18 protein-coding genes are annotated in these 22,916 nt (G+C 71.4%); 10 read left to right on the top strand and 8 right to left on the bottom strand.

Annotated elements, in window-relative coordinates; all coding sequences use genetic code 11:
- Nucleotides 1-26: 26 nt before the first annotated feature.
- From KV097_RS12465 to KV097_RS12455, 3 genes are read right to left on the bottom strand one after another with little or no spacing between them, the layout of a single operon-like run.
- Nucleotides 27-1,424, bottom strand: a complete 1,398-nt coding sequence (locus KV097_RS12465) for a DUF1116 domain-containing protein (RefSeq protein ID WP_220366064.1) — start codon at nt 1,422-1,424, stop codon at nt 27-29.
- Complete coding sequence (locus KV097_RS12460) at nt 1,421-2,947, bottom strand: FdrA family protein (protein WP_220366063.1); 1,527 nt, start codon at nt 2,945-2,947, stop codon at nt 1,421-1,423. The genes KV097_RS12465 and KV097_RS12460 overlap by 4 nt, the downstream gene beginning before the upstream one ends.
- A gap of 19 nt (nt 2,948-2,966) precedes the next feature.
- Nucleotides 2,967-3,767: a DUF2877 domain-containing protein gene (locus tag KV097_RS12455; RefSeq protein WP_220366062.1), complete on the bottom strand. Its 801-nt coding sequence runs from the start codon at nt 3,765-3,767 to the stop codon at nt 2,967-2,969.
- Between the two features lie 35 nt (nt 3,768-3,802).
- Here KV097_RS12455 and KV097_RS12450 point away from each other — a divergent pair, with 35 nt between their 5' ends.
- Nucleotides 3,803-5,494, top strand: a complete 1,692-nt coding sequence (locus tag KV097_RS12450; protein ID WP_220366061.1) for a PucR family transcriptional regulator ligand-binding domain-containing protein — start codon at nt 3,803-3,805, stop codon at nt 5,492-5,494.
- A gap of 16 nt (nt 5,495-5,510) precedes the next feature.
- On the opposite strand, the gene KV097_RS12445 is transcribed toward KV097_RS12450, so the two are convergent.
- The gene (locus tag KV097_RS12445) at nt 5,511-5,978 is read right to left on the bottom strand and encodes a TrmO family methyltransferase (RefSeq protein WP_220366060.1); all 468 of its coding nucleotides are present in this window, start codon (nt 5,976-5,978) and stop codon (nt 5,511-5,513) included.
- A 196-nt stretch (nt 5,979-6,174) separates the two neighbouring features.
- Here KV097_RS12445 and KV097_RS12440 point away from each other — a divergent pair, with 196 nt between their 5' ends.
- From KV097_RS12440 to KV097_RS12410, 7 genes are all read left to right on the top strand, one after another.
- Complete coding sequence (locus KV097_RS12440; protein WP_220366059.1) at nt 6,175-7,563, top strand: uracil-xanthine permease family protein; 1,389 nt, start codon at nt 6,175-6,177, stop codon at nt 7,561-7,563.
- Complete coding sequence (locus KV097_RS12435; protein WP_220366058.1) at nt 7,560-8,444, top strand: xanthine dehydrogenase family protein subunit M; 885 nt, start codon at nt 7,560-7,562, stop codon at nt 8,442-8,444. The genes KV097_RS12440 and KV097_RS12435 overlap by 4 nt, the downstream gene beginning before the upstream one ends.
- The gene (locus KV097_RS12430) at nt 8,441-8,986 is read left to right on the top strand and encodes a (2Fe-2S)-binding protein (protein ID WP_220366057.1); all 546 of its coding nucleotides are present in this window, start codon (nt 8,441-8,443) and stop codon (nt 8,984-8,986) included. The genes KV097_RS12435 and KV097_RS12430 overlap by 4 nt, the downstream gene beginning before the upstream one ends.
- A complete protein-coding gene (gene cutA / locus KV097_RS12425; RefSeq protein WP_220366056.1) occupies nt 8,983-11,397 on the top strand; it encodes an aerobic carbon-monoxide dehydrogenase large subunit in 2,415 nt (804 codons plus the stop codon). The genes KV097_RS12430 and cutA overlap by 4 nt, the downstream gene beginning before the upstream one ends.
- Nucleotides 11,394-12,059, top strand: coding sequence for a carbon monoxide dehydrogenase subunit G (locus KV097_RS12420; protein ID WP_220366055.1), 666 nt, complete (start codon nt 11,394-11,396; stop codon nt 12,057-12,059). Before cutA ends, KV097_RS12420 begins: the two co-directional genes overlap by 4 nt.
- On the top strand, nt 12,056-13,477 hold the full coding sequence (locus KV097_RS12415) for an amidase (RefSeq protein WP_220366054.1): 1,422 nt from the start codon (nt 12,056-12,058) through the stop codon (nt 13,475-13,477). The genes KV097_RS12420 and KV097_RS12415 overlap by 4 nt, the downstream gene beginning before the upstream one ends.
- A gap of 107 nt (nt 13,478-13,584) precedes the next feature.
- Nucleotides 13,585-14,646 (top strand): hypothetical protein, encoded by a 1,062-nt coding sequence (locus KV097_RS12410; RefSeq protein WP_220366053.1) that lies wholly within the window; start codon nt 13,585-13,587, stop codon nt 14,644-14,646.
- Here the strand turns inward: KV097_RS12410 and KV097_RS12405 are convergent.
- From KV097_RS12405 to KV097_RS12390, 4 genes are all read right to left on the bottom strand, one after another.
- Complete coding sequence (locus KV097_RS12405) at nt 14,588-15,547, bottom strand: phosphotriesterase (protein ID WP_220366052.1); 960 nt, start codon at nt 15,545-15,547, stop codon at nt 14,588-14,590. The genes KV097_RS12410 and KV097_RS12405 overlap by 59 nt on opposite strands.
- Nucleotides 15,544-16,191, bottom strand: a complete 648-nt coding sequence (locus tag KV097_RS12400; protein WP_220346402.1) for a TetR/AcrR family transcriptional regulator — start codon at nt 16,189-16,191, stop codon at nt 15,544-15,546. Before KV097_RS12400 ends, KV097_RS12405 begins: the two co-directional genes overlap by 4 nt.
- A complete protein-coding gene (locus tag KV097_RS12395; RefSeq protein WP_220366051.1) occupies nt 16,188-17,732 on the bottom strand; it encodes an AMP-binding protein in 1,545 nt (514 codons plus the stop codon). The genes KV097_RS12400 and KV097_RS12395 overlap by 4 nt, the downstream gene beginning before the upstream one ends.
- A gap of 79 nt (nt 17,733-17,811) precedes the next feature.
- A complete protein-coding gene (locus tag KV097_RS12390) occupies nt 17,812-18,654 on the bottom strand; it encodes an alpha/beta fold hydrolase (protein ID WP_308289418.1) in 843 nt (280 codons plus the stop codon).
- Nucleotides 18,655-18,849: 195 nt separating this feature from the next.
- On the opposite strand from KV097_RS12390, the gene KV097_RS12385 reads away from it, so the two are divergent.
- Together KV097_RS12385 and KV097_RS12380 are read left to right on the top strand one after the other, a co-directional pair.
- Entirely contained in the window at nt 18,850-20,973 is a 2,124-nt protein-coding gene (locus KV097_RS12385; RefSeq protein ID WP_255559587.1) for a hydantoinase/oxoprolinase family protein, read from the top strand.
- Complete coding sequence (locus KV097_RS12380) at nt 20,970-22,910, top strand: hydantoinase B/oxoprolinase family protein (RefSeq protein ID WP_220366049.1); 1,941 nt, start codon at nt 20,970-20,972, stop codon at nt 22,908-22,910. Before KV097_RS12385 ends, KV097_RS12380 begins: the two co-directional genes overlap by 4 nt.
- The last annotated feature ends 6 nt before the right edge of the window (nt 22,911-22,916 follow it).

Here is a 22,916-nt window from a genome sequence, read left to right as displayed (position 1 = left end):
CAGGTGTGTCCGGGTGTGGGGTCGGCTCAGCAGGCCGCGGCACGCTCTCGTGCACCCTCGGCGAGGGCGGCGAGGGCCGCCGGGAAGATCTCGGCAGGCGGCGTGACGAGGCCGGCTCCGACCTGCCCCGTACCCGCCGCACGCCCGGCCATCCCGGTGTTGATCTGGGGGAGGATGCCGGTCCGGCACACGCGGGTCACGTCGATGCCGGTAGGGGTCCCGGCGAACTCGAGGACCGGGATGGTCCAGCGCGGGTTGGCGGCCAGTGTGATCTCGCTCATGCGACGTGTCGTGGCGAGCGCGTCCGGCACCGATCCGCCGACCAGTCGTACGATCGCCGGCGCCGTCGCCATCGCGAACCCGCCGATGCCGGCGGTCTCCGTGATCGCGGAGTCACCGATGTCGGGGTTGGCGTCGTCGGGACCGTACGACCCGAGGTAGAGACCGTCGGCGACCTGCGCGGGACCGGTGAACCACCGGTCGCCGGTGCCGGAGACCTGGATGCCGAAGTCGGTCCCGTTGCGGGCCATCGCGACGACCATGGTCGAGCCGTCGATCCCGCGGGCGGCGTCGAGAGCCAGCTTGCAGGCGGGCATCGCGAGGTTGAGGAAGAAGTGGTCGTTGCCTCCGATGAACGACACGGCGTCGGCGACGTCGCCCGCCCGTGACCCCGACCGGATCATCGCCGGCGCGAGGTCGCGGAGCAGCATCAGCGTGCCCGCACGGTTGCGGTTGTGCGCCTCGTCGCCCATCTGCAGCATCTGCGCGAGCAGCGCGGTCACGTCGATGGGGCCGGTCGACCGCACGGCGCTCTGGAGGACCGGCCCGAGGACCCCCGACATCCAGCGGAGCCGGTCGAGGACCTCGGGACCGTACGCGCCGTAGCGCAGCACCTTGCCGAGCCCCTCGTTGAGGGAGCAGTACGTCCGCGCCCCGGTCGAGGCGTCCTCGAGGACGAAGACCCACATCGACGGCGAGACCACCCCGGCCATCGGACCGACGGCGTCGTGGTGGTGCGCCGGGCTCAGGGTGTAGCCGGTGCCGCACTCGAAGAACGCGACGGCCTCGTCTGGGTCGGAGACGAGACCTTCGAGGGCCGCCGCTCCCCTCAGCGCACCCCGCATCGGACCGGACGCGCGCTCCCAGGTGATCGGGGGCCCCGCGTGCAGGAAGTCGCCGGGCGCGAGCCCGAGCACCTCGCTCGCCGGCTGGACGTCGACGAGCTGCGCGGTCACACCGAGACAGGCCTCGACCGCCTTGGTGTTGGCCGCTGCACGCAGCGGGTCCGCGGCGACGGTCGCGAGGTCGTGCTCGGTCCCGGGCATCGGGGGCTGCCAGTCGACGCGTCGGACGGTCACCGCCTGGTCCTCGACGGCGTCGGTGAGCAGGCCGGTCCCGGCAGTCACCACGGTGGGGGTGGTCATGGTGCCTCTCCTGCGGTCGTGGCGGTACGGGCGGCCGCAGGTGCGACGAGCCCTACCGCGTGGCGGGTGGCCTCGGCGTTCGAGGAGAAGACGTACGCCCCTGCCGCGGCGAGCGCCTCGCCCTGGCGTTCGAGCCCTTGGGGGTCGGAGGAGGTCCCGACCAGCGTCACCACGACGGCCAGGATCCGGCCCCCGTCGGCGGCGGCCTGGCGCGCGGCCTCGATGGCCGGAGCCAGCACCGCGCCGGGATCGGGCTCCGCGCCGTGGCCCAGCACGACGTCGAGCAGGACGGCGGCGGTCGAGGGATCCGTCCCGGCGCGGCGGAGGGCGCCGAGCCGCAGCGTCGGGTCGATCATCGGGTGCGCTCGGCCGACCGTCAGCGCGTCGTCGCCGAAGTCGATCATCACGTGCGCGTCGCCGAGGTCACCGGCGAGGACGGCCGCCGGATCGAGCCCGAGACCACCGTCCAGCGGGATGTTGCTGCGGATCTCGTCCAGGTGCTCGGAGGCGATCAGCATGGCCTCGTCGCAGAGGGTCCCGCCGACGAACAGCCCGCACAGACGGCCAGGTCCGGCCTCCTCGGGCTGGCCCCAACGACGCCACGGCTCGGGGCGCACACCGAGCGAGTCGAGCAGCGCCTCGGTGCGCAGGGTCAGGTCGGTGCCCGGCGCCAGCAGGGCGAGCTCGACCGGGACCGTCAGGGACTCCGCGTACGCCTCGATCGACGCCGCGACCTGCGGCGCGGGCGGTTTGGAGACCACCAGCACGTGCGAGGTCGCCGGGTCGTCGTCCAACCGGGCCAGCGCCGTACGGGTGGAGAGTCCGCCGACCGCCGCCGAGAGGTCACGTCCACCGACACCGAGCGCGGCGCTCACGCCGACGCCGGCCTGGTCGAGGAGGGCCAGGACCTGCTGCGTCCCCGTGCCGGACGCGGCGACGATGCCGACCGGCCCGGGACGGACGACGTTGGCGAAGCCGAGCCCCACCCCGCCGACGACGGCGGTGCCGCAGTCAGGGCCCATCACCAGCACGTCGCGCCCGGCGGCCGCGCTCTTGAGGGTGACCTCCTGCGCGACCGGGACGTTGTCGCTGAAGACCATCACGTCGTGCCCGGTCTCGACCGCGTCCATCGCCTCGACGAAGGCTGAGGCACCTGGCACCGAGACGAGCACGACCGCATCGGCGGGTGCCCCGCGAAGCGCACTCGCCGTCGTACGTGGCGGTGCGACGGTGGCATCACCGTCCACGGCCGGGCGGCTCACCTCGTCGAGCGCGGCATCCACCTCGTCGAGCACGTCGTCGAGCACGGCCCCGTCGAGCCGCACGGCGACGACCATGTCGTTCGGGGTCGCCTCCGGGGGCACGTCGAACCCCATCGCGGCCAGCGTCTCGAGGTTGAGGCCCGTGGCCATCGCCACCTGCGCGTCGACCACCCCGGCGAAGGCGGCCACCCGCTTGCTCACCTGGAGCAGGGTCACCGAGTCGGCGTAGGCGCCCGATCGGATGCGTACGTGGTCGGTCATCGCTCTCCTCGGGATGGGGTCAGGCGGCGGCGGCCGAAGGGGACGGCAGGGCGAGGGCTGCGCCGAGCGCGAGCCCGGCGCCGGAGGTGTGGCCGACGAGGCGTAGGTCGGCCAGCCGGTCGGCGTCCCCGGGCCGGCCCAGGCTCTCCACGAGTGCACACAGCTGGGGAACGCCTTCTCCCCGAGCGGCGTGCAGCAACAACGTGGACGACACGGTGGTCGTGCGTACGGAGGCCACCGCGAGGACCGCCTGGGCCACGCGGCCGCCCCGGTATCCAGCGGCGTGGCGGGTGACGAGCCACCCTGCGAGGACGTCGTCGCCGAGCGGCGTCAGGCCCGGTCCACGACCCAGGAGCGCGTCGACGGCGGCGGGATCGTCCTCCTGGAGCGCGGCGTACGGGACGGCGGCGCGGAGCAGGGCGTCGACCTCTGTCGCGAGCGAGGCGGTGGGGAGAGCGTGCTCCTGCCACCGGATGCTCAGCGGACGGACACGGGCGTCGAGATACCGCTGGACACGGAGGTCGCGGTCGTCGACGCTGCAACGCCCGCCTCCGAGGATGACCGACCGGACCCCGGCGACGTCGGGCCAGGGCGTCTGGACACCGCAGGGGACCGCGACCGCGTCGCGGCCGAGGACAGCCAGACGGGTCCCGCGGTCGTCGACGTAGACGGCGTGCGGGCCACGGTGCACGATCGGGGCTGCCCGCCGCGGCCCGTGCAGCCGGGCAGCGATCTCGGGGGTGGCGGCGGACGGGTGCGCGCCCCGGTGGCGGTCGGGGCGCCCGGCGGCCTGGGACCGGAATCCGAACGGCTCGACCATGGCGTCAGCGTAGGAGCGTTCGCTACGGTGAGCCGATGGCGAGACTTGCCAATGATCGGCCAGATCCAAGCCACAACCTGCCAGGCACGACGTACGGGCTCCCGCTGTCCGCGGTGATCGCGATCGACGCGCTCACCGGGGCGAAGACGCTCGCCGGGTCCGCCGGGTCCGAGCGCACCGTCACGGGCCTCAACGTGATGGAGGTCCCCGACGTCCTCGGGTGGGTCAAGCCGCACGAGCTGCTCGTCACGACAGGCTTCCCGCTGCTCGACACCTCGCGCCGGCTCGACGTGAACCGGATGCTGGCACTGGTGCGAGGACTCCACGACGCCGGGCTCGCGGGATTCGCGATCAAGCTCGGCCGCTACGTCGACCAGGTGCCCGAGTCGGTGCTCGCGCTCGCCGACGACCTCGGATTCCCGATCGTCCAGATCCCTGACGAGGTGGCCTTCGACGACGTGCTGAGGGACGCCTACGCCGCACTGAACGCGTTCCAGTCGCACGTCCTCGCGCAGATCGACGCCCTCCACTCGGCCCTCACCCAGATCGTCCTCGAGGGTGGTGATCTCGACCAGATCGCCGCGGAGGTGTCCCAGGTGCTCGACGTCGGTGTCCTCGTCACCTCGACCGACGGACGCGAGTGGGCCGGTGCGTTGAGCGACGACGTGCGCGCCAGCCTCGAGGTCAGCGAGTTCCTCGACGTGTCCGGCCGCGTCCGGGTCGAGCGCATGCGCACCCCCCGACCCTTCGGGGTCGGCGAGATCCGATCCCTGCACGTCGCCGCTTCCGGGACCGAGCTCGCTCGGCTGGTCGTGCTGAGCGAACGACGGTCGCTGCGGGCGTCCGACGTCTACGCCCTCGAGAGGGCCGCGACCGTCGCCGCGCTCCTCATCACGCGGATGCAGGCGGTCGTCGCGGTGGAGGGGAAGTATCGCGGCGACTTCCTGCGTGACGTGCTCACCGACCGGGCCGAGAGCCCGCAGTACGTCCTCGAGCACGCCCGCGGACTCGGCTGGGAGCTCGACCGCCCGCTGGTGGTCGTGGTCGCCCAGCTCGACCCGCCCGGACCCGGGGACGCGCCGGTGTCAGGTCGCTCGCGCCGCGGGTTCCAGGACCGATTCGCCGCGGCCTGGCGTCAGGTGGTCGAGCGACGAGGTCGGAGCATCGCCGTCGCGGACTTCTCATCGCAGGTCGTCGCGCTCCTGCCGGTGGCCGAGGACGGGTCGGACGTGGGCGAGGTCGTCGAGGAGGCGCTGGCGGCAGTGCGCGGCGACTCGGGCGGCGGGCGACGCTCGTTCTCCGCGGGCATCAGTCGCGTGGTGACCGAGGTGGAGGCGTTCCCGGACGCGTACGCCCGCGCCCGCAAGGCGGTCGACGTCGGCCGTCGGATGAAGGGTGACGGCTCGACGACGTACTTCGACCGGCTCGGGGTCCGTCGCCTCCTGTCCCAGGTCGAGGACCAGGGCGAGCTCGACGCCTTCGTCGTGGAGGTGCTCGGGCCGCTCGCGCAGGCCACCGCGGCGGCCGCTGACCTCCGAGCCACGCTGCAGGTGCTGCTCGACGTCAACCTCAACGTGGCCGAGGCCGCACGCACGCAGCACTTCCACTACAACACGATGCGCTATCGGGTCACCAAGCTCGAGAGCATCCTCGGTCCGTTCAGCACCGACCCCGAGGTGCGCCTCGACGTCGCGGTGGCGCTGCAGATCCTGCAGATGCGGGAGTGAACGCGGCGCACGAGGGCTACGTCTGGAAGTAGTCCGCCATCATGGCGCTGACCCACGAGGGCTGCGTGGTGCCGACCGGGAGGAACTCCGCAATCGTGGGCTTGAGGTCGATGACAGGGCTGCCCGAGACCGCGTCGAGGCCCACCACGGTCAGCTCGCGGCCGTGCACGGACTCGATCGCACAGCTCGTGACCCCGATGCGGTTCGGCCTGCGCGGGCCGCGTCCGGCGAAGATCCCGACCGGCGGTAGGTCGGAGCGGCCGCGGTACGGACGGGGCTCGCCGTAGTCGTCGTCCTCGGGGAACTGATCGAAGACGAAGACCACATCGACGTGGGAGAACTCATCGAGGCCCTGGAGGCTCGCCTCGCCGAAGCGCTCATCGAGGACGATCGTGCTGCGTACGGCACCCCAGTGGTCCGTCTCCTGGACGTCGGTCCGGTCGTTCCGGACGGTGCCTATCGGCGTGACCTCGAAGCTCGGCATCGCTCGAGGCTATCGCCGTCCAGGTTCTTTTCGGGCAGATGAACACGCAGAGCAAGGCCTGACAGGCCGGTCAGGGGTCCGTTGGCAGGTTCGCACCATGTCGCATGTCGCTCGTCACTACTAGGGTCTCGTCATTGGCCGGGTGCGCCGACGAGATCCCCCGGCGGCGGCTCGCACACGCTCTGAGGAGACCGGGATGTCGATGTTCAAGTGGGACGTGGTGCACGACGGCAAGACACCGCCTCCCGGTGAGGCGGTGGGACCACGCGAGCGGCTGAGCTGGGGCCGCACGGCCGGGCTCGGCGCGCAGCACGTCGTGGCGATGTTCGGCGCCACCTTCGTCTTCCCCGTGGTGATGGGCCTGGATCCCAACCTGGCGATCCTCTTCTCCGGCATCTGCACGATCATGTTCCTGCTCATCACCAACAACATGGTGCCGAGCTATCTCGGCACCAGCGCCTCGTTCGTCGCCGCGGTCGCCGCGATCCGAGGACAGGGCGGTGACTCCGCCGACGTCACCGGAGCCATCCTCGTGGCCGGTCTCGTCCTGGCTGCCGTCGGCGTCGCGGTCCATTTCGCCGGCACGCGCTTCCTGCACACGCTGCTCCCGCCTGCGGTGACCGGCGCGGTCGTCATGCTGATCGGCTTCAACCTCGCACCGGTGGTCGCCGCGACCTACTGGCCGCAGGACCAATGGATCGCCCTCGCGACGGCGGCGTTCATGGTCGGCGCGGCCGTGCTCCTCCCCGGCTTCTGGGGCCGGATCGCCGTCTTCCTCGCGTTGATCTTCGGCTACCTGATCTCGTGGGCGGCCGACGTGCTCTTCGGCGACATCACCTCCTTCGTGCCCAGCGCCGGCGAGGAGGTCGCGCACCAGCGGGTCGACTGGTCGGCCGTCGGTGACGCCTCGTGGTTCGACCTCCCGTCCGGCACGCTCGCCGACGGCGTCTCGGCCGTGCACGCCCCGAGCTTCAGCTTCACCTTCATCCTGCTCGTCCTCCCGGGCGTCATCGCGCTCATCGCCGAGAACACCGGTCACGTCAAGGCCGTCGCCGAGATGACCGGCGACAACCTCGACCCCTACATGGGCCGCGCGATCGGCGCCGACGGTCTCGCCACCTCGCTCGCCAGCGCGTTCGGCGGCTCGCCGACGACCACGTACGCCGAGAACATCGGCGTCATGTCCGCCACCCGCATCTACTCGACGGCGGCCTACTACTTCGCCGCGCTGGTGGCGATCGTCCTCGGCCTGTGCCCGAAGTTCGGCGCGATCGTCAACGCCATCCCAGGCGGTGTGCTCGGCGGCATCACGGTGGTGCTCTACGGCATGATCGGCCTGGTCGGCGCCAAGATCTGGGTCGAGAACCGCGTCGACTTCGGTGATCCGGTCAACATCGTCGGGCTGGCCGCGGGCATCATCGTCGGTGTCGGCAACGTGACGCTCGTCTTCACCGACGACTTCCAGCTGGGGGGCATCGCCCTCGGCACGATCCTCGTCATCGCCTTCTACCACCTGGTCGCCTGGAGGCGGCACGGCGAGGACACCGACGACGACGGCGCGGAAGAGGTGACGCGAGCACTGTGAAGCCCGCACCGTTCTCCTACGTCCGCCCGGCCACGCTCGACGAGGCGCTCGACGTCCTCGGGTCCGACCCGCACGCCAAGGTGCTCGCGGGCGGCCAGAGCCTGGTCCCGATGCTGTCAATGCGGATCGCCTCGCCGACCACGCTCGTCGACATCAACGGGCTGGCCGAGCTCGCCTACGTGCGGACAGACGAGGACGGTGTCCGCATCGGGGCGCTGGCCCGCCACGTCGACGTCGAGACCGACGTCGACGCATGGCGGGTCCAGCCACTGCTGCGCCACGCCATGCGGCTGGTCGCCCACCCGACCATCCGCAACCGCGGCACCACGCTCGGATCGGTGGTCCACGCCGACGCCGCGGCCGAGATGCCTGCGGTCGCCGCGCTGCTTGACGCCGCCGTGACGGTCGCGTCGACCCGGGGGCGTCGCACGATCGAGGCGGCCGACCTCTTCGTCGGCCCGCTGGAGTGCACCGTCCGCCCCGCCGAGCTGGCGCTTGAGCTGCAGGTGCCGGCGCTGCGGCCGGGCTCCGGTGCCGCGATCGACGAGGTGACGCGGCGGCACGGGGACTACGCGCTGTGCGGGGTCGCCGCGGTCGTCTCCGTGGGAGCAGCGGGTGCCATCGAGAGAGTGCGGGCCTCCTATCTCTCGGTCTCGCCGACACCGCTCGTGCTCGACCTGTCGGAGGCGTTCGTGGACGGTTCGGCGAGCGACGCCAACGTCGACGCCGCCGCGGAGATCGCGACCGGCGCGGTCGATCCGGAGACCGACATCCACGGCAGCGCCGACTACCGGCGACACCTCGCGGGTGTGCTGACGCGCCGGGTGGTGCGCGCGGCGCACGCCCGCGCGACGGCGAGCGACGCGCAAGGTGCCCGATGACCAGCCCTCCGGAGATCCTCGCTCCCGACGCGCTCCACCACGTCTCGCTCACCGTCAACGGCGCGGCGTACGACCTCGACGTGCCCGCGCGACGGCTGCTCTCCGACGCCCTGCGCCACGACCTCGGCCTCACCGGCACTCACGTCGGCTGTGAGCACGGGGTGTGCGGGGCGTGCACGATCCTCGTCGACGGACGGCCGATGCGCTCGTGCCTGCTGCTGACGGTCTCGATGGACGGGGCCTCGCTGACGACCGTGGAGGGCCTGGCCGAGGAGGGAGACCGCCTGGCACCCGTGCAGCAGGCGTTCAAGGACTGCCACGGACTCCAGTGCGGGTTCTGCACGCCGGGTTTCCTCACCACGATCACGGCGGGCCTGGAGGACAATCCAGACCCCACCCGCGACGAGGCCCGCGAGATGATCGCGGGCAACCTGTGCCGCTGCACGGGCTACCAGAACATCGTGAGCTCCGTCCTGCGGGCGGCCGAGATCCGCAGGGCCCGCGACGCGCAGGGGCCCGCCAGCCGCGAGGACCAGCCATGACGACCAAGGCGTTCGGCGCTCGGGTCGCCAGGGTGGAGGACGAGCGGTTCCTGCGGGGACGCGGCCGCTACCTCGACGACCTCGCGCCCGACGCGCTCCACGTCGCCGTCCTCAGGTCGCCGCACGCCCACGCCCGCATCGTCGACATCGAGGTCGACCCCGTGCTCGACCTCGACGGGGTCGTCGCGGTCTACACCTACGACGACCTCACAGGAGCGATGGCCGAGCCGCTCCCGCTGCTCATCCCGCACCCCGACCTCACGCACGGACGCACGCAGTACGCCCTCGCCAAGGACGAGGTCAACCATGTCGGTGAGGCGATCGCGATGGTGGTGGCGGAGGACCGCTACGTGGCCGAGGACGCGGTCGGCCGGATCGTGGTGTCGTACGAGGTGCTTCCGCCGGTCGTCGGGCTCGACGCGGCTCGGGCGGCCGACCGCCTCGTGCACGACGACGTCCCCGGCAACCTCGCCGCGTCGTCGACCCAGGCGACCGGCGACGCCCTGGCGGCGATCGGACGCGCCCCGCACCGCCTCTCGCTCAACCTCGACGTCGAGCGCAGCGCGTCCACCCCGCTGGAGGGCCGCGGCACGCTCGCGAAGTGGGACACCGACAGCGGTCGTCTCCAGGTGTGGTCCTCGACCCAGACCTCGACCGGGGTCCGCGCCGCGATCGCCGCCAAGCTCGGTCTCGACCTCGCGACCGTCGACGTGATCACCCCCGACGTCGGGGGAGGGTTCGGTGTCAAGATCGTGCACCCGTGGCCCGAGGAGGTGCTCGTCCCGATGGCGGCGATGGCGCTGGGACGCCCGGTGACGTTCACCGAGGACCGTCGCGAGCACTTCGTCTCCGCCGCGCACGAGCGCGCCCAGCAGCACCACGTCGAGGTCGGCTTCGACGACGACGGCCGCATCCTCGGTCTCTACGTCGAGATCTGGCACGACCACGGCGCCTACATCCCGTACGGCCTGATCATCCCGATCATCACCTCGACGCAGCTGCTCGGGCCCTACAAGCCGCCGGTCTACTCGGTGACGTTCCACAGCCTCTACACCAACACCGTCATCGTCACCCCGTACCGTGGCGCCGGCCGTCCCCAGGGCGTGTTCGCGATGGAGCGCACCATGGACGCGATCTCCGCCGCCCTCGGCAAGGACCGGGCCGACGTGCGCGCCGCCAACTTCATCCAGCCCGACGAGTTCCCGTACGACCAGGGGCTGATCTTCCAGGACGGCAAGGCGCTGGTCTACGACTCCGGTGACTTCCCCCAGATGCTCGACAAGATCAAGGCGCTCGTGGGGTGGGACGAGTTCACGGCGATGCGCGACGAGATGCGAGCGCAGGGACGGCGGGTGGGGATCGGCCTGGCCTGCTACGTCGAGGGCACCGGCGTAGGCCCGTACGAGGGCGGCCACATCCAGGTCGAGACCACGGGCAAGGTCAAGGTCTCCACCGGACTGACGACCCAGGGGCAGGGCCACGAGACCGCCTTCGCGCAGATCGTGGCCGACGAGCTGGGTGTTCGCTTCGAGGACGTCGAGGTCGTCACCGGTGACACGCGGCGCATGCCGTACGCGGTAGGCACCTACGCCTCCCGTGCTGCGGTGATGAGCGGGTCCGCGATCGCCCTGACGGCCCGCTCGGTCAGGCAGAAGGCGCTCGAGCTGGCCGCAGACGCCCTGGAGGCGAACGTCGACGACCTCGAGCTGCGCGACGGTGTGGTCGAGGTCAGGGGGGCGCCCGGTGCGCAGATCAGTCTGGGCACGCTGGCGGTGCTGAGCAACCCTTTGAGATACGCGTTCGACGAGGCGAGCAAGGCGGCGACCCAGTTCTCCGTCGGTGACCCCGACAAGGTCCCGGTGCCCGAGGGGACGTCGCCCGGGCTCGAGAGCCGCGACTTCTACTCGCCGCCGCGGTCGACGTTCGCCTCCGGCATGCACGCCGTGATCGTGGAGACCGACCCCGACACGGCCGAGATCAAGATCCTCACGTACGCCGTCGTCCACGACTGCGGACGTCTGATCAACCCGATGATCGTCGAGGGACAGATCCACGGCGGTGTCGCGCAGGGCGTCGGCGGCGCGCTCTACGAGCGGATGATCTACGACGAGCACGGACAGCTCCAGAACGCCTCGTTCATGGACTTCCTCATGCCGTACGCCACGGAGGTGCCGGAGACGATCGACATCGACCACCTCGAGACGCCGTCACCGTTGAACCCGCTCGGGATCAAGGGTGCCGGAGAGGCGGGGGTGATCCCCAGCGCGGCGGTCTTCGCGTCGGCGATCGAGGATGCGGAGGGCATCACGATCACCAGGATGCCGATCTCGCCGAGCGAGCTGTTCGACCTGCGGCGTGCGCACGCAGGCAGCGACGACGCGGTGGTGGCCGCTCTGGAGGGAGACTCATGAAGGTGGCCGGAGAGGCGGTGCTCAACGCACCTGTCGCCGCGGTGTGGGAGGCCCTGCTCGACCCGCAGGTCCTCGTACGCACGATCCCCGGGTGCGAGGTGCTCGAGGAGACCGGTGACAACGCGTACGCGATGACCGTGAGCGCGGGGGTCGCGTCGATCCGCGGGAGCTACACGGGCACCTGCGCGCTCAGCGACCTCGTCCCGCACGAGTCCCTGGTCATGCGGGCGCAGGGCGCCGGGGCGCCGGGCACGGTGGCGGCCGACGTGGCCGTCCGGTTCGCCGACCGAGGGGACGGCACCACGGGTGTCTCGTACGCCGCGGACGCCGTCGTGGGCGGGATGATCGGTGGTGTCGGGCAGCGGATGCTCACGGCTGTGAGCAAGCGGATGGCGGGTGAGTTCTTCGGGGCGGTGGACGACGCGCTCTCCGGCGCTGGTGCCGAGCCCGACGGGACGACGAAGCCCGAGGCAACGTCCTCGGCATGGACCGACGACACCTCGCTGCCCGGTCAGCGGTTCACGGCGCCGGCGGCGTCGACGACGCGCGGCCGCGGTCGCGCCGGATCGAACGACGACTTCGTTCGGGGTGTGGTCGTCGGCGGCGTCCTGGTCCTGGCCGGCGTGGTCGCCGGAGGGCTGTTCGGTCGCCGGTCACGATGATCGACGTCTACAGCAGTGCGCGGGAGATGGCGGCGGCTGTCGCCAGGCGCGAGGTCTCCGCGCGTGAGCTGCTCACGCTCCATCTCGACCGGATCGCGCGGGTCAACGGCACGGTCAACGCGCTCGTGTCGATCGACGTCGACCGCGCCCATGCGCAGGCCGCGGCAGCCGACGACCTGACCTCGTCCGGGGCGGAGCTCGGGGCGCTGCACGGTCTCCCGTACGCGGTGAAGGACACGCACCACGTCGCCGGGTGGCGGACGACGTTCGGCTCGCCGGTGATGGCCGACCACGTGTCGGCGTACGACGAGCTGGTGGTGGAGCGGGTGCGCGCTGCGGGCGCGGTGGTGGTGGCGAAGTCCAACACCCCGGAGTTCGCGGCGGGCTCGCACACCTTCAACCCCGTCTTCGGGACGACCGTCAACCCGTACGACACGGGTCGCTCGGCCGGCGGTTCCAGCGGTGGCGCCGCGGCGGCGCTCGCGTCGGGCATGGTCGCGCTCGCCGACGGGTCCGACATGGGCGGGTCGCTGCGCAACCCGGCGTCGTTCTGCAACGTCGTCGGCCTGCGACCGACCTGGGGTCGCGTCCCGACGTGGCCGACCTGGAACCTGTGGGAGACGGTCTCGGTCCAGGGCCCGTTGGCCCGCGACGTCGGTGATCTCGCGATGCTGCTCGGCGTGCTCGCGGGGCCGGACCCGCGGGTGCCGACCGCCGACTCGACGCCGGGCGCCGTGTTCGCCGACCCCGCCCCGGTCGGGCTCCGCGGCCTGCGCGTGGCGTTGTCGGTCGATCTGGGCGGGGCCTTCGAGGTCGATCGCTCGGTCGCGGAGGTCGTCCGTGCGGCCGGGGTCGACCTCGCGGGTGCCGGCGCCCAGGTCGAGGAGGCGTGGCCCGAGCTCCCCGACGCCGAAGCCACGTTCCGCACGCTGCGCGCCTGGCTCATGGACTACACGCTCGGTGCCGTGCTCGACCGCCGTCCCGACGACGTCAAGGAGTCGCTCGCCGACAACATCCGTGCCGGGCGTCCCCTGACCGGGCGTGACGTCGCGGAGGCGTACGCGGGGCGCAGCGCCCTCGCCGAGCAGGCGCGCCGGTTCTTCGCCTCCTTCGACGTGCTCGCGATGCCGGTCAGCCAGGTGCCGCCTTTCCCGGCCGACCAGGAATACCCGACCGCGATCAACGGTCGGCCGCAGGACACCTATCTCGACTGGATGCGGTCGGCGTACCTCATCACCGTCACCGGCTGTCCCGCGATCAGCGTGCCGGCCGGATTCACGCCCGAGGGCCTGCCCGTCGGGCTGCAGCTCGTGGGTCCGGCGGGCTCGGAGCGCCGTCTGCTGGCGATCGCGCGGGCGTACGAGGAGCTCTCGGGCGCCGGCATCGGCGTGGGAGGCCCCCGGCCCGCGATTCGGTGAGGAGATCGGGGACTTCCGCAAAAGAAGCCCGACGTTCTCCGCACATCGTTGTCCACAGGTCGCGTGCGGCGTGGCCCGCGACGCCGTGGCGGACCCACCGTCAGGGCATGTACGCGATCCCGCAGTCACTCAGGTCCGCTCCGTTCACCGTCGGTCAGCTCCGCGCGTACGGCCTTCCTCGGCACGTCCTGGAGGGCCGACGATTCGTGCTGATGCACCCTCGCGTCTGGCGGTGGCACGAGCTCGACCCCACCGTCGTCGTACGGTCTCAGGCCGCGCTCCTCGCCGTTCCCGACTCGGTCGTCAGCCATCTCACCGCACTGCACCTGCGCGGGGTGCTGATCGGTGACGTGGACGGCCCCGTTCATCTGTCGACGAACCGTCAGCGCGAGTGCGTCGACCCCAGGATCACGCTCCATCGCAGGCGCGGGACGCTCGTGACCGAGGACCTGCAGGGCATCGCGACACTCGGCCCCGAGAGGACCTTCGTCGACGTCGCGTCGAGCGGCCTCGCGGAGCGCGACCTCGTCGCCGCCGGCGACTGGCTGGTGCACGCCGGGTGGACGACGGCTCCGCGGCTCCGAGAGTTCGTGGCAGCGTCACGACTCGACGGCGTCGTACGCGCGCGCCGAGCCGTCGACCTGGTCCGTACCGGTGTCGAGTCTCCACGCGAGACGTGGGTCAGGCTGTTGCTGGTCGGGTCCGGTCTCCCCGAGCCCGCGACGAACACGAACATCCATGACGAGTCGACGGGCCGCTTCATCGCGCGCGGCGACATGCCCTACATCGCGTACAAGGTGCTCGTCGAGTACGACGGCTGGCAGCACGAGCGCAGCGCCGCGCAACGTCGGCGCGACCACGAGCGCCTCGCCGCCCTCGCGACAGCTGGGTGGATCGTCGTCGTGATCGCGGCCGCCGACATCGCGGATCCGCTTCGAGCGGTCGCGCGCGTACGGGCTGCGCTGCTCTCGCGGGGATGGACCCCCGCGCCCGCCCCACGTCGGCGATTCGGTGAGGAGATCGGGAGTTCCCGCGCAAAAATCCCGATCTCCTCACCGAATCGCGAGGGGGAGGATCGCGAGGGGGGAGTACGGCGGTGCGGGCGTGCGGCTACTCGAAGTGACGGCGCGGGTTGTGCACCAGGATCGTCTCCAGGTCCGCCTGGCTGATCCCCTTGTCGAGCAGGGCCGGGATGACGTCCTCGCTGATGTGCCGGTAGTTCCACCGGGGCACGACCTGCTCCTTGGCACCCGCAGGGAACCAGTCGATGACGCACGATGCGTCATGAGCGATCACGACGTTGTCGACGAAGCCGCGGCGTACGAGCTCGACGACGGTGTCGACCCGGTCTTCGAACGGCAGCAGCAGGTCGAGTCCGAAACGGTCCATCCCGAGCAGCGAACCGGCCTCGGCCAGCCTGCTCAGGTAGTCGAGGTCCGTCGTGTCGCCGCAGTGCCCCAGGACCACCTTCGACAGGTCGACACCCTCCTCACCCAGCACGCGCTGGGCGACGAGACCCGACCCGGTGTGGGGGTTGGTGTGCACCGTGATCGGTGCGCCGGTCTGTACGTGCGCCTGACCCACCGCGCGCATCACGCGCTCGACGCCCGGCGTGAGCCCCTGGGCCTCGATCGCGCACTTGAGGAACGCCGCGCGGACTCCCGTGTCGGCGATCCCCTCCGTCAGGTCGCGGACGAAGAGCTCGGTCAACGGCTCCGGCACGTCGAAGAGCAGTCCCGGACCGGCGTAGTGGAACTGGAACGGGAGCTCGTTGTAGGTGTACAGCCCTGTCGCCACCACGATGTTGAGGTCGACCTGCTCCGCGATGCGCTGCACCCGCGGCACGTAGCGGCCCAGCCCGAGCACCGTCGGATCCATGATCGTGTCGATCCCGAGGCGCGCGAGCTCGGTCAGGTCGCGGACCGCGTCGGCCACCACCTGGTCCTCGTCCCAGTCGCCGGCGTAGTTCTGGCGATGCTCCTCGCCGACGATGACGATGTGCTCGTGGACGAGCGTACGACCGAGGTCGGCGCTGTCGACCGGCCCCGCGACCGTCTGCACCGTGCTCACGACGATGTCTCCGACGCCGCGGGCACTGACGCCGGGACGGCCTCCGTGCGCGCGGTCACCCCGATCGCGTTGAGCCACAACCGGGTGGAGATCGCCACGAGGTCGTCGAGGGAGGTCTCGTCACCGGCGACGAAGGTGTTGTACGCCATCCGCGTCACCATGGTCGCGAGAGAGCGCATGGCGAGCACCGGATCGAGCTCGGGGTCGGCGAGCCCGAGCGCCTGCAGCCGGCGGACGAGCACGGCGCTGCGCTCGGCGTACGCCCATCCCTGCCTCCGGCGCATCCCGCGGAAGTTCGCGTCGTGGCTCGCGACCTGCTCCATGAACAGCATGAGACGGGCGTTGGCGCGGTAGGTCTCGAAGAACGCCCGGTGGTTGGCCTCGACGAGCTCCGCCGGGTCGGTGATGCCGTCCTCTGGCGGGATGTGCGGGTGGAGGACATCCTTCTGTGCCTCGTAGAGGACGACCGAGAGGATCTCCTCCTTGCTCGCGAAGTAGGTGTAGAACGACCCGGTGGCACAGCCTGCGATCCGCGTGATCTCCGCGACGCGGGCGTCGCCGAAGCCGTCGCGCTCGAAGACCTCGCGCGCGGCAGCAAGCAGTGCTGCCCTCGTGCGGGCGCCGCGGGCGGTGGCGGGACTCACCGGCGGCGGTCCTGCGGCCCGGCGTCGGACGGCGTGGCGTTCTGCGGCGCGGCGTCGGACAGCGCGGCACGGTCGATGGCGCGCTTGAGAATCTTGCCCGACGGACCCTTCGGGAGCACATCGACGAACTGGAAGAGGCGTGGCACCTTGTACGCGCTCAGGCGCTCCTTGGCCCACGCCCGGAGCGCCTCGGGGTCGGGAACGGCGCCCTCCCGCAGCACGATGACGGCAGCCACCTCCTCGCCGTACGTCGGGTCGGCGACGCCCACGACCGCCGCCTCGACGACGTCGGGGTGCTCGTAGAGCACCTCTTCGACCTCGCTCGGATAGACGTTGTAGCCGCCGCGGATGACGAGGTCCTTCAGCCGGTCGACGATCCGCAGGTCACCGTCCTCGTCGAGGATGCCGAGGTCACCGGTACGCAGCCACCCGTCCTGAAGGACGGCGGCGGTCGCCTCGGGATTGTTCCAGTAGCCCTTCATCACGATCGGGCCGCGGATCCACACCTCCCCGACTTCGCCGGCCGGCACGGCGTTGCCGTCCAGGTCACGGACCTCGATCTCGACGTTGTGCACCGCGCGGCCGACCGCGCCGACCTTCGGCTCGGTGTCGAGCGGGGCGAAGGTCGCCCAGCCGCACGTCTCCGACAACCCGTAGCCCTCGCGGATCCGCGTGCCGAACCTCTCCTCGAACGCACGGATCACCTCGGCGGGCAGCGACGCACCCCCGGACGAGGCGAGCCGGAGGCGGGCGAAGTCCTCAGGCTTCGCGTCACCGGCAGCGTGCAGCATCGCGATCCACATCGTCGGCACGCCCGACACCACCGTCAGCTCGTCGTCGCGGATCATCTCGACGAACGTGCGCGGGTGGAAGGGGTGCAGCAGCGAGACCGGCGTGCCGAAGGAGAGCGCCAGGTGCATGACCATGATCTGCCCGAAGACGTGGAAGAGCGGGAGTGCGGTGCCGGATCGGTCCTCGTCGCTGAACTCGATGACGTGCTCGGCCGCGTCGACGATCGCGGCGATGCCGGACACGGCGAGCTCCGCGCCCTTGGGCCGCCCCGTCGTGCCGGAGGTGTAGATGATGAGCGCCGTCGCATCGTCGGGCAGGTCGACCGGTGCGTCGAGCTGGTCTGAGGTGTCCCAGTCCTCGAGCGGCCCGATCCGCCAGAAGGGGAGTCCACGCTCGCCGGCGACGGCCTCGGCGGCCTCGGCGGTGTCCTGCCAGGCGACGACGAGACCGACGCCGGCGTCGTCGACGACGTAGCCCAGCTCGCGAGCCGGTGCCATCACGTTCATCGTGATGACGGTCGCACCCGCGGCGTGGAGGCCGTAGTAGGCGGCGACGAACTCCGGGATGGTCGGGGCGACGAGGAGGACGCGGTCGCCGGGGGAGATCCCGGCCTCGACGACGCGCTTCGCGAAGGCCGCCGCCGCGTCCCGCAGGGTCCCGAACGTGGTCTCGCGTCCTGCGGCCCGGACCGCCACCCGGTCGGGGCGGGCGCGTGCGTGCTCGAAGAGGGCGTCGGCGACGTTGGACACGGCTGCTCCTCCCGGAGGCGGGTGCGTTCTCGGGAACGTACCCGAATCGGGGTCCACCTACCAGCGGCGCCGGGACCGCTCAGACGTGCGCATCGAGGAAGGCCACAGTCCTCGCCAAGGACAGGTCGTGTCCTGCGCCGGACATGCGGTGACCCTGTCCCGGGTACCAGTGGACGTCGACCTCCTTGCCCGCCGCGCGCAGCGCGTCCACCGAGGCGGCGGTCCACGCCGGCGGACAGGTCCGGTCGGCGGTGCCGTGGTGGATCTGCACCGGCTCGGTGACCCGCTCGAAGAACCGGCGGGGCGAGAGGTCCTGCCAAGCGGCGGAGTCCTCGTCCGGCGGACCGTACGAGGCCTGCACCGCCGCGAGGCTCCAGGCACGCGTCGCTGCTGGGCGCGTCATGATCTCGACACCGTCGGGCGCTGACGAGCTCATCGGCGACAGCACGACGGCGGCCTTGACCAGCCCTGGCCGGCTGACAAGCACGTTGTACGTGATGCCACCGCCCATCGACCGTCCCACCAGTCCGATCCGGTCGGGGTCGACGGCGTCGAGCCGGGCGCGCCGCAGCGCCACGACCGCGTTGACGACGTCGACGGTGTAGCCGGTGCGCAGGGTGGCGTCGAGGTCGGAGTCGTGGTCGGAGCCTCCATGGTTGCGGTAGTCGGTGAACATCACGACGTAGCCGGCCCTCGCCAGTCGGTCCTGCACGTCGGTCATCGCGTGCCCGCTCCGGTACGTACGGGGGTTCTGGTAGCCGTGGGCGAGCACGGCCGCGGGCCGGTCGACCGCGTGGTGCGGGACGTGCAGGAGACCGGAGATCCGCAGCTCCTCAGACCGATAGCTCATGGCGTACGTGCGGGAGGCCGCTCGCGACCTCGGCGCCGGCGGCAGAGAGGGCTGCGTGGGGGGTGACCCCACACCCGGAGAGGAGGGCGACAACCGCCATGAGGGCAGCCAGCTGGGTACGGAGCACGGGACAATGATGGCGGGTCGCGCCGGCGGCCTGTCAGGTAGTGCCAAGGTTCCCCGGAGGGGTCAGGCGACCTTCGCCGTGGGGGTCTCGAGGTGGTTGCGTTGGAATCGAGGAGCAGGGCTCACCACGCGAGGAGAACCATGACGTCAGGCTCCCGTCCAGGACGGATCAACGCCACTCTCCGGATCGGGATCGACACCGGCGGGACGTTCACCGACGTGGTGGCCTTCGACGAGTCCACCGGTGAGCTCCTCACCACCAAGACTCCGTCGACGCCGACGGACCCGGCCGAGGGCTTCCTCGCCGGGATCGACAAGGTGCTGGCGCTGATCGACCCCGAGGGAGGGCCCGCTGCCGGCCGGGACACCGTGGCGGCGGTCGCCCACGGCACCACGGTCGCCACGAACCAGCTCCTCGAGGGCAAGGTCGGCCGACTCGGCTTCATCACCAACGCGGGGTACGAGGCGGTGCTCGAGATCGCTCGTCAGTCGGTCCCGGACGGCTACGGCAACTCCTACTTCTGGGTCAAGCCCGACCGCATCGTGCCGCGCGACCGGGTGAGAGGCGTGGCCGGTCGCCTGTCGTGGACCGGTGAGGAGATCCGTCCGTTCGACACCGACGGGGCCCGTGAGGTCGCACGGTGGTTCCGGGCGCGCGGGATCGACACGCTCGGCGTCTGCTTCCTGCACAGCTATGCCGACCCGGCGCACGAGGAGGCGATGCGGGCGGTGCTCGCCGAGGAGCACCCCGAGGCCGTGGTGTCGATCTCGTCGGACGTGCTCCGTGAGTACCGGGAGTACGAGCGGTCGATGACCACCCTGGTCGACGCCGCCGTCAAGCCGAAGGTGTCGGCGTACGTCCGCAGCATCGCCGGGCGTCTCGAGGAGCTCACCGAGGGTCTTCCGTTCTCCGTGATGAAGTCCAACGGCGGCGTGCTCTCGGCTGCGGAGGTCGTGCACCAGCCGATCACCACCGTGCTGTCGGGGCCGGCCGCGGGCGCGCTCGGGGCCGCGATGATCGCGTCGGTCGCGGGGTTCGACCGCGTCCTCACCTGCGACGGGGGCGGCACCTCGACCGACGTGTCGGTCGTCGTGGACGGGGAGCCCACCCTCACCACCGAGGGGACCGTGGGGGTCTACCCGAGCAAGATCCCGATGATCGACGTCGTCACCGTGGGTGCTGGAGGGGGGTCGATCGCGTGGCTGTCCCCAGAGCGCACCTTGAAGGTGGGGCCCCAGTCGGCCGGCGCCGATCCGGGTCCGCTCTGTTACAGCAAGGGGGGCTCCGACGTGACGATCACCGACGCGCACGTCGTCCTCGGCCGCATCCCGCCGCACCTGCTCGGGGGCGAGATCCCGCTCGACGTCGACGCCGCGCGCAAGGGTCTCGAGTCGCTCGCCGCCGCGCTCGGACTGTCCCTCGAGGAGGCCGCGACCGGAGTGCTGGAGATCTCCGCCTGGAACCAGGCCAACGCGTTGCGCCAGATCACGGTCAGGCGCGGGCTCGACGTCCGCGACTTCACCCTCACGACGTTCGGTGGCTCCGGCTCGCTCCTGCTGTGCCGGCTGATGGACGTCCTCGGGATCTCGACCGTGCTGGTTCCCCACAGCCCGGGCAACGTCTCGGCCTTCGGGCTGCTGACGGTCGACGTCAAGAACGACTACGTGCAGACCGCGGTCCGGCTGGCCTCCGAGCTCGACCCGGCCGAGGTGGAGCGGTTGTACGACGGGCTGGCCGCACGGGCGGCGGCTGCGCTGGAGACCGAGGGCTTCCCTCCCGAGGCCCAGCGCTTCGTCCGGACCGCCGACGTGCGCTACTTCGGGCAGGCGTTCGAGGTTCGCGTCCCCGTGCCCGGCGGTCCCGTGGACGCGGACGTCGTCTCCGCCGTGGCCGAGGCCTTCCACCGCGAGCACCGCTCGCTCTACGGCTACGACTTCGCCGGTGACGACACCCAGCAGGTCGAGTGGGTCAGCCTCCGGGTGTCGGGCATCGGGCCGATCCGGCGACCGGCGATTCGTCGGCACGAGGTCACCCGCATCGCGGCCGCGCCGACGACCGTGCGCAGGCCGGTGTGCTTCGACGCGCGCGCGGGGTACGTCGACGCGGCCGTCCTCGATCGTGCGTCCCTGTTGCCGGGGCACGAGGTCCACGGCCCCGCGGTCATCGAGGAGTACGGGTCGACGGTCCCGCTCCATCCCGGGTTCGTCGCGCGCGTCGATCCGTACCTCAACCTGGTCGTCACCCGAGCGGGGAGCCCCGCATGACCACCTCGCGTCCTGCACCCACCCAGTTCCCGTTCGGCATGCTCACCGACGACGCCGGCGGCTGCGCCGACCCGGTGCTCGTCGAGATCGTCCAGGGCAGCCTGGCGTCGATCGAGCACGAGGTGGAGACGGCGATCGCCCGGACGTCGCGCTCACCGATGATCCGCGACGCCCACGACTTCCGCGCCGGGATCCACGACAGGCTGCTGCGCAAGCTGACCGGTCGCTCGTACTCTGCCCTGGTCCACCCGGTGGCCCGCGACTTCCCGATCGACCAGATGAAGCCCGGCGACGTGTACTTCCACAACGACGTCTACCGGTCCGAGGGCGGTATCGGGCATCTTCCCGACCTGTGTGTCACCGTGCCCGTCTTCAGCGGCGTCGAGGGCGAGCAGCGGGTCGTCGGGTTCATCCAGGCCTTCGGGCACCATGACGACATCGGCGGAGCCGTCCCCGGCTCGATGCCGAGCGCGGCGACGAGCGTGTACGAGGAGGGACTGATGGTCCCGCCCATCAAGCTCTGGGACGCGGGCGTCCCGAACCGTGCCGCGCTGACCATCATGACCCGCAACTCCCGCATGCCGGAGTCGCTCGCCGCAGACCTCGACGCCGAGTGCGCTGCCTGCCTCATGGGCGCACGTCGCCTGGGAGAGCTGTTCGACCGCTACGGCGTGGACGCCGTCGAGTCGTGCTTCGACGCGATCATCGACCGCACCACCGACACCTACCGGCGGGAGATCTTGGCGAAGATCCCGGTGGGCACGTGGGTCTGGGAGGACTACGCCGAGCATGACGGGGTCGACGAGCCGCAGCTCCACACGCAGCGCATCACGCTCACCCGTACCGGTGCGGACGATCCCGGTGGCGAGCGGGTCGTCCTCGACTTCGCCGGCACGTCACCGCAGGCGAAGGGACCGATCAACCACTGCGGCGACTACTCCGACGGCGTCTTCCTCAAGAAGTGGCTCGCACCGATCCTGCGCAACCTCGCCGACACCCCCGAACGCATGGCCGAGCTGGACGTCAACGAGGGTGTCGTGCCCCTGATCGAGATGCGGTTCCCACCCAAGGGCACGCTGATCACACCTGAGTTCCCGGCGCCGACCAACGCTCGTACCTTCGTCATCCTGCGTCTGCTCGGGGTCCTCGCAGGAGTGCTTGCCAAGGCCGTGGACGGGCGGATGCCCGCCGACCAGGAGACGATCCGCTACACCGGCGTGTACGGGACGGACCTCGTCGGTCGCCCGTACCTCATGCGCGAGGTCCTCGGTGGCGGCTCGGGCGGCCGCTACTACGCCGACGGCGAAGACACGATCCACGTGGTGCCCGACTCGCGGAACCTGCCGACCGAGTTCACCGAGTCGCGGTTCCCGTTCGTCGTCGAGTCGCTCTCGCTGGCGGTGGACTCGGGTGGGCCCGGGACGTTCCGCGGCGGGCTCGGCTACGAGAAGCACCTGCGGATGCTCGCCGACGCCCACTTCATGTCGATCGCCGACCGCTCGATCCTCGCGTGCTGGGGGGTCAACGGTGGGCTGGCCGGGCGTCCGTTCGAGGTGGTGGTGGACCCCGGTGGGCGGCACGAGCGGCTCGTCGACGCGCTCGCCGACGCCGAGCCGGTGCGCGCGGGGGAGACCGTCCGCATCCGGACGACCGGCGGCGGGGGCTGGGGTGACCCGCTCGACCGCGACCCCGCTCTCGTCGTCCGCGACGTCGTGTGGGCCAAGGTCTCGCGGCGCGCCGCCGAGGAGGACTACGCCGTGGTTCTCACCGGCGACGGGGACGACCTCGGCGTCGACGAGGAGGCGACAGTGGCGCTGCGCGCCGCTCGCCGTTCGGACCGGCCGAGCGAGGTGTTCTTCGACCGCGGTCCCGGCTACGCCCGGCTCGCCGACGGTGCGGCCTTCGCCGCCGTCGACGTCGTGCGAGTGCCACAATGAGCGCCC

This window comes from Mumia sp. zg.B17, assembly GCF_019550915.1.
Classification (GTDB): Bacteria; Actinomycetota; Actinomycetes; order Propionibacteriales; family Nocardioidaceae; genus Mumia.
The sequence above is the reverse complement of the archived record's forward strand: the minus strand, read 5'-3'. Positions and strand labels throughout refer to the sequence as shown.

Coding starts and splice junctions, on each gene's coding strand:
- KV097_RS12460 (WP_220366063.1), bottom strand. CDS start 2,947: ATGACCGACCACGTACGCATCCGATCGGGCGCCTACGCCGACTCGGTG.
- KV097_RS12380 (WP_220366049.1), top strand. CDS start 20,970: ATGACCACCTCGCGTCCTGCACCCACCCAGTTCCCGTTCGGCATGCTC.
- KV097_RS12420 (WP_220366055.1), top strand. CDS start 11,394: ATGAAGGTGGCCGGAGAGGCGGTGCTCAACGCACCTGTCGCCGCGGTG.
- cutA (WP_220366056.1), top strand. CDS start 8,983: ATGACGACCAAGGCGTTCGGCGCTCGGGTCGCCAGGGTGGAGGACGAG.
- KV097_RS12430 (WP_220366057.1), top strand. CDS start 8,441: ATGACCAGCCCTCCGGAGATCCTCGCTCCCGACGCGCTCCACCACGTC.
- KV097_RS12450 (WP_220366061.1), top strand. CDS start 3,803: ATGGCGAGACTTGCCAATGATCGGCCAGATCCAAGCCACAACCTGCCA.
- KV097_RS12440 (WP_220366059.1), top strand. CDS start 6,175: ATGTCGATGTTCAAGTGGGACGTGGTGCACGACGGCAAGACACCGCCT.
- KV097_RS12415 (WP_220366054.1), top strand. CDS start 12,056: ATGATCGACGTCTACAGCAGTGCGCGGGAGATGGCGGCGGCTGTCGCC.
- KV097_RS12385 (WP_255559587.1), top strand. CDS start 18,850: ATGACGTCAGGCTCCCGTCCAGGACGGATCAACGCCACTCTCCGGATC.
- KV097_RS12455 (WP_220366062.1), bottom strand. CDS start 3,767: ATGGTCGAGCCGTTCGGATTCCGGTCCCAGGCCGCCGGGCGCCCCGAC.
- KV097_RS12445 (WP_220366060.1), bottom strand. CDS start 5,978: ATGCCGAGCTTCGAGGTCACGCCGATAGGCACCGTCCGGAACGACCGG.
- KV097_RS12465 (WP_220366064.1), bottom strand. CDS start 1,424: ATGACCACCCCCACCGTGGTGACTGCCGGGACCGGCCTGCTCACCGAC.
- KV097_RS12410 (WP_220366053.1), top strand. CDS start 13,585: ATGTACGCGATCCCGCAGTCACTCAGGTCCGCTCCGTTCACCGTCGGT.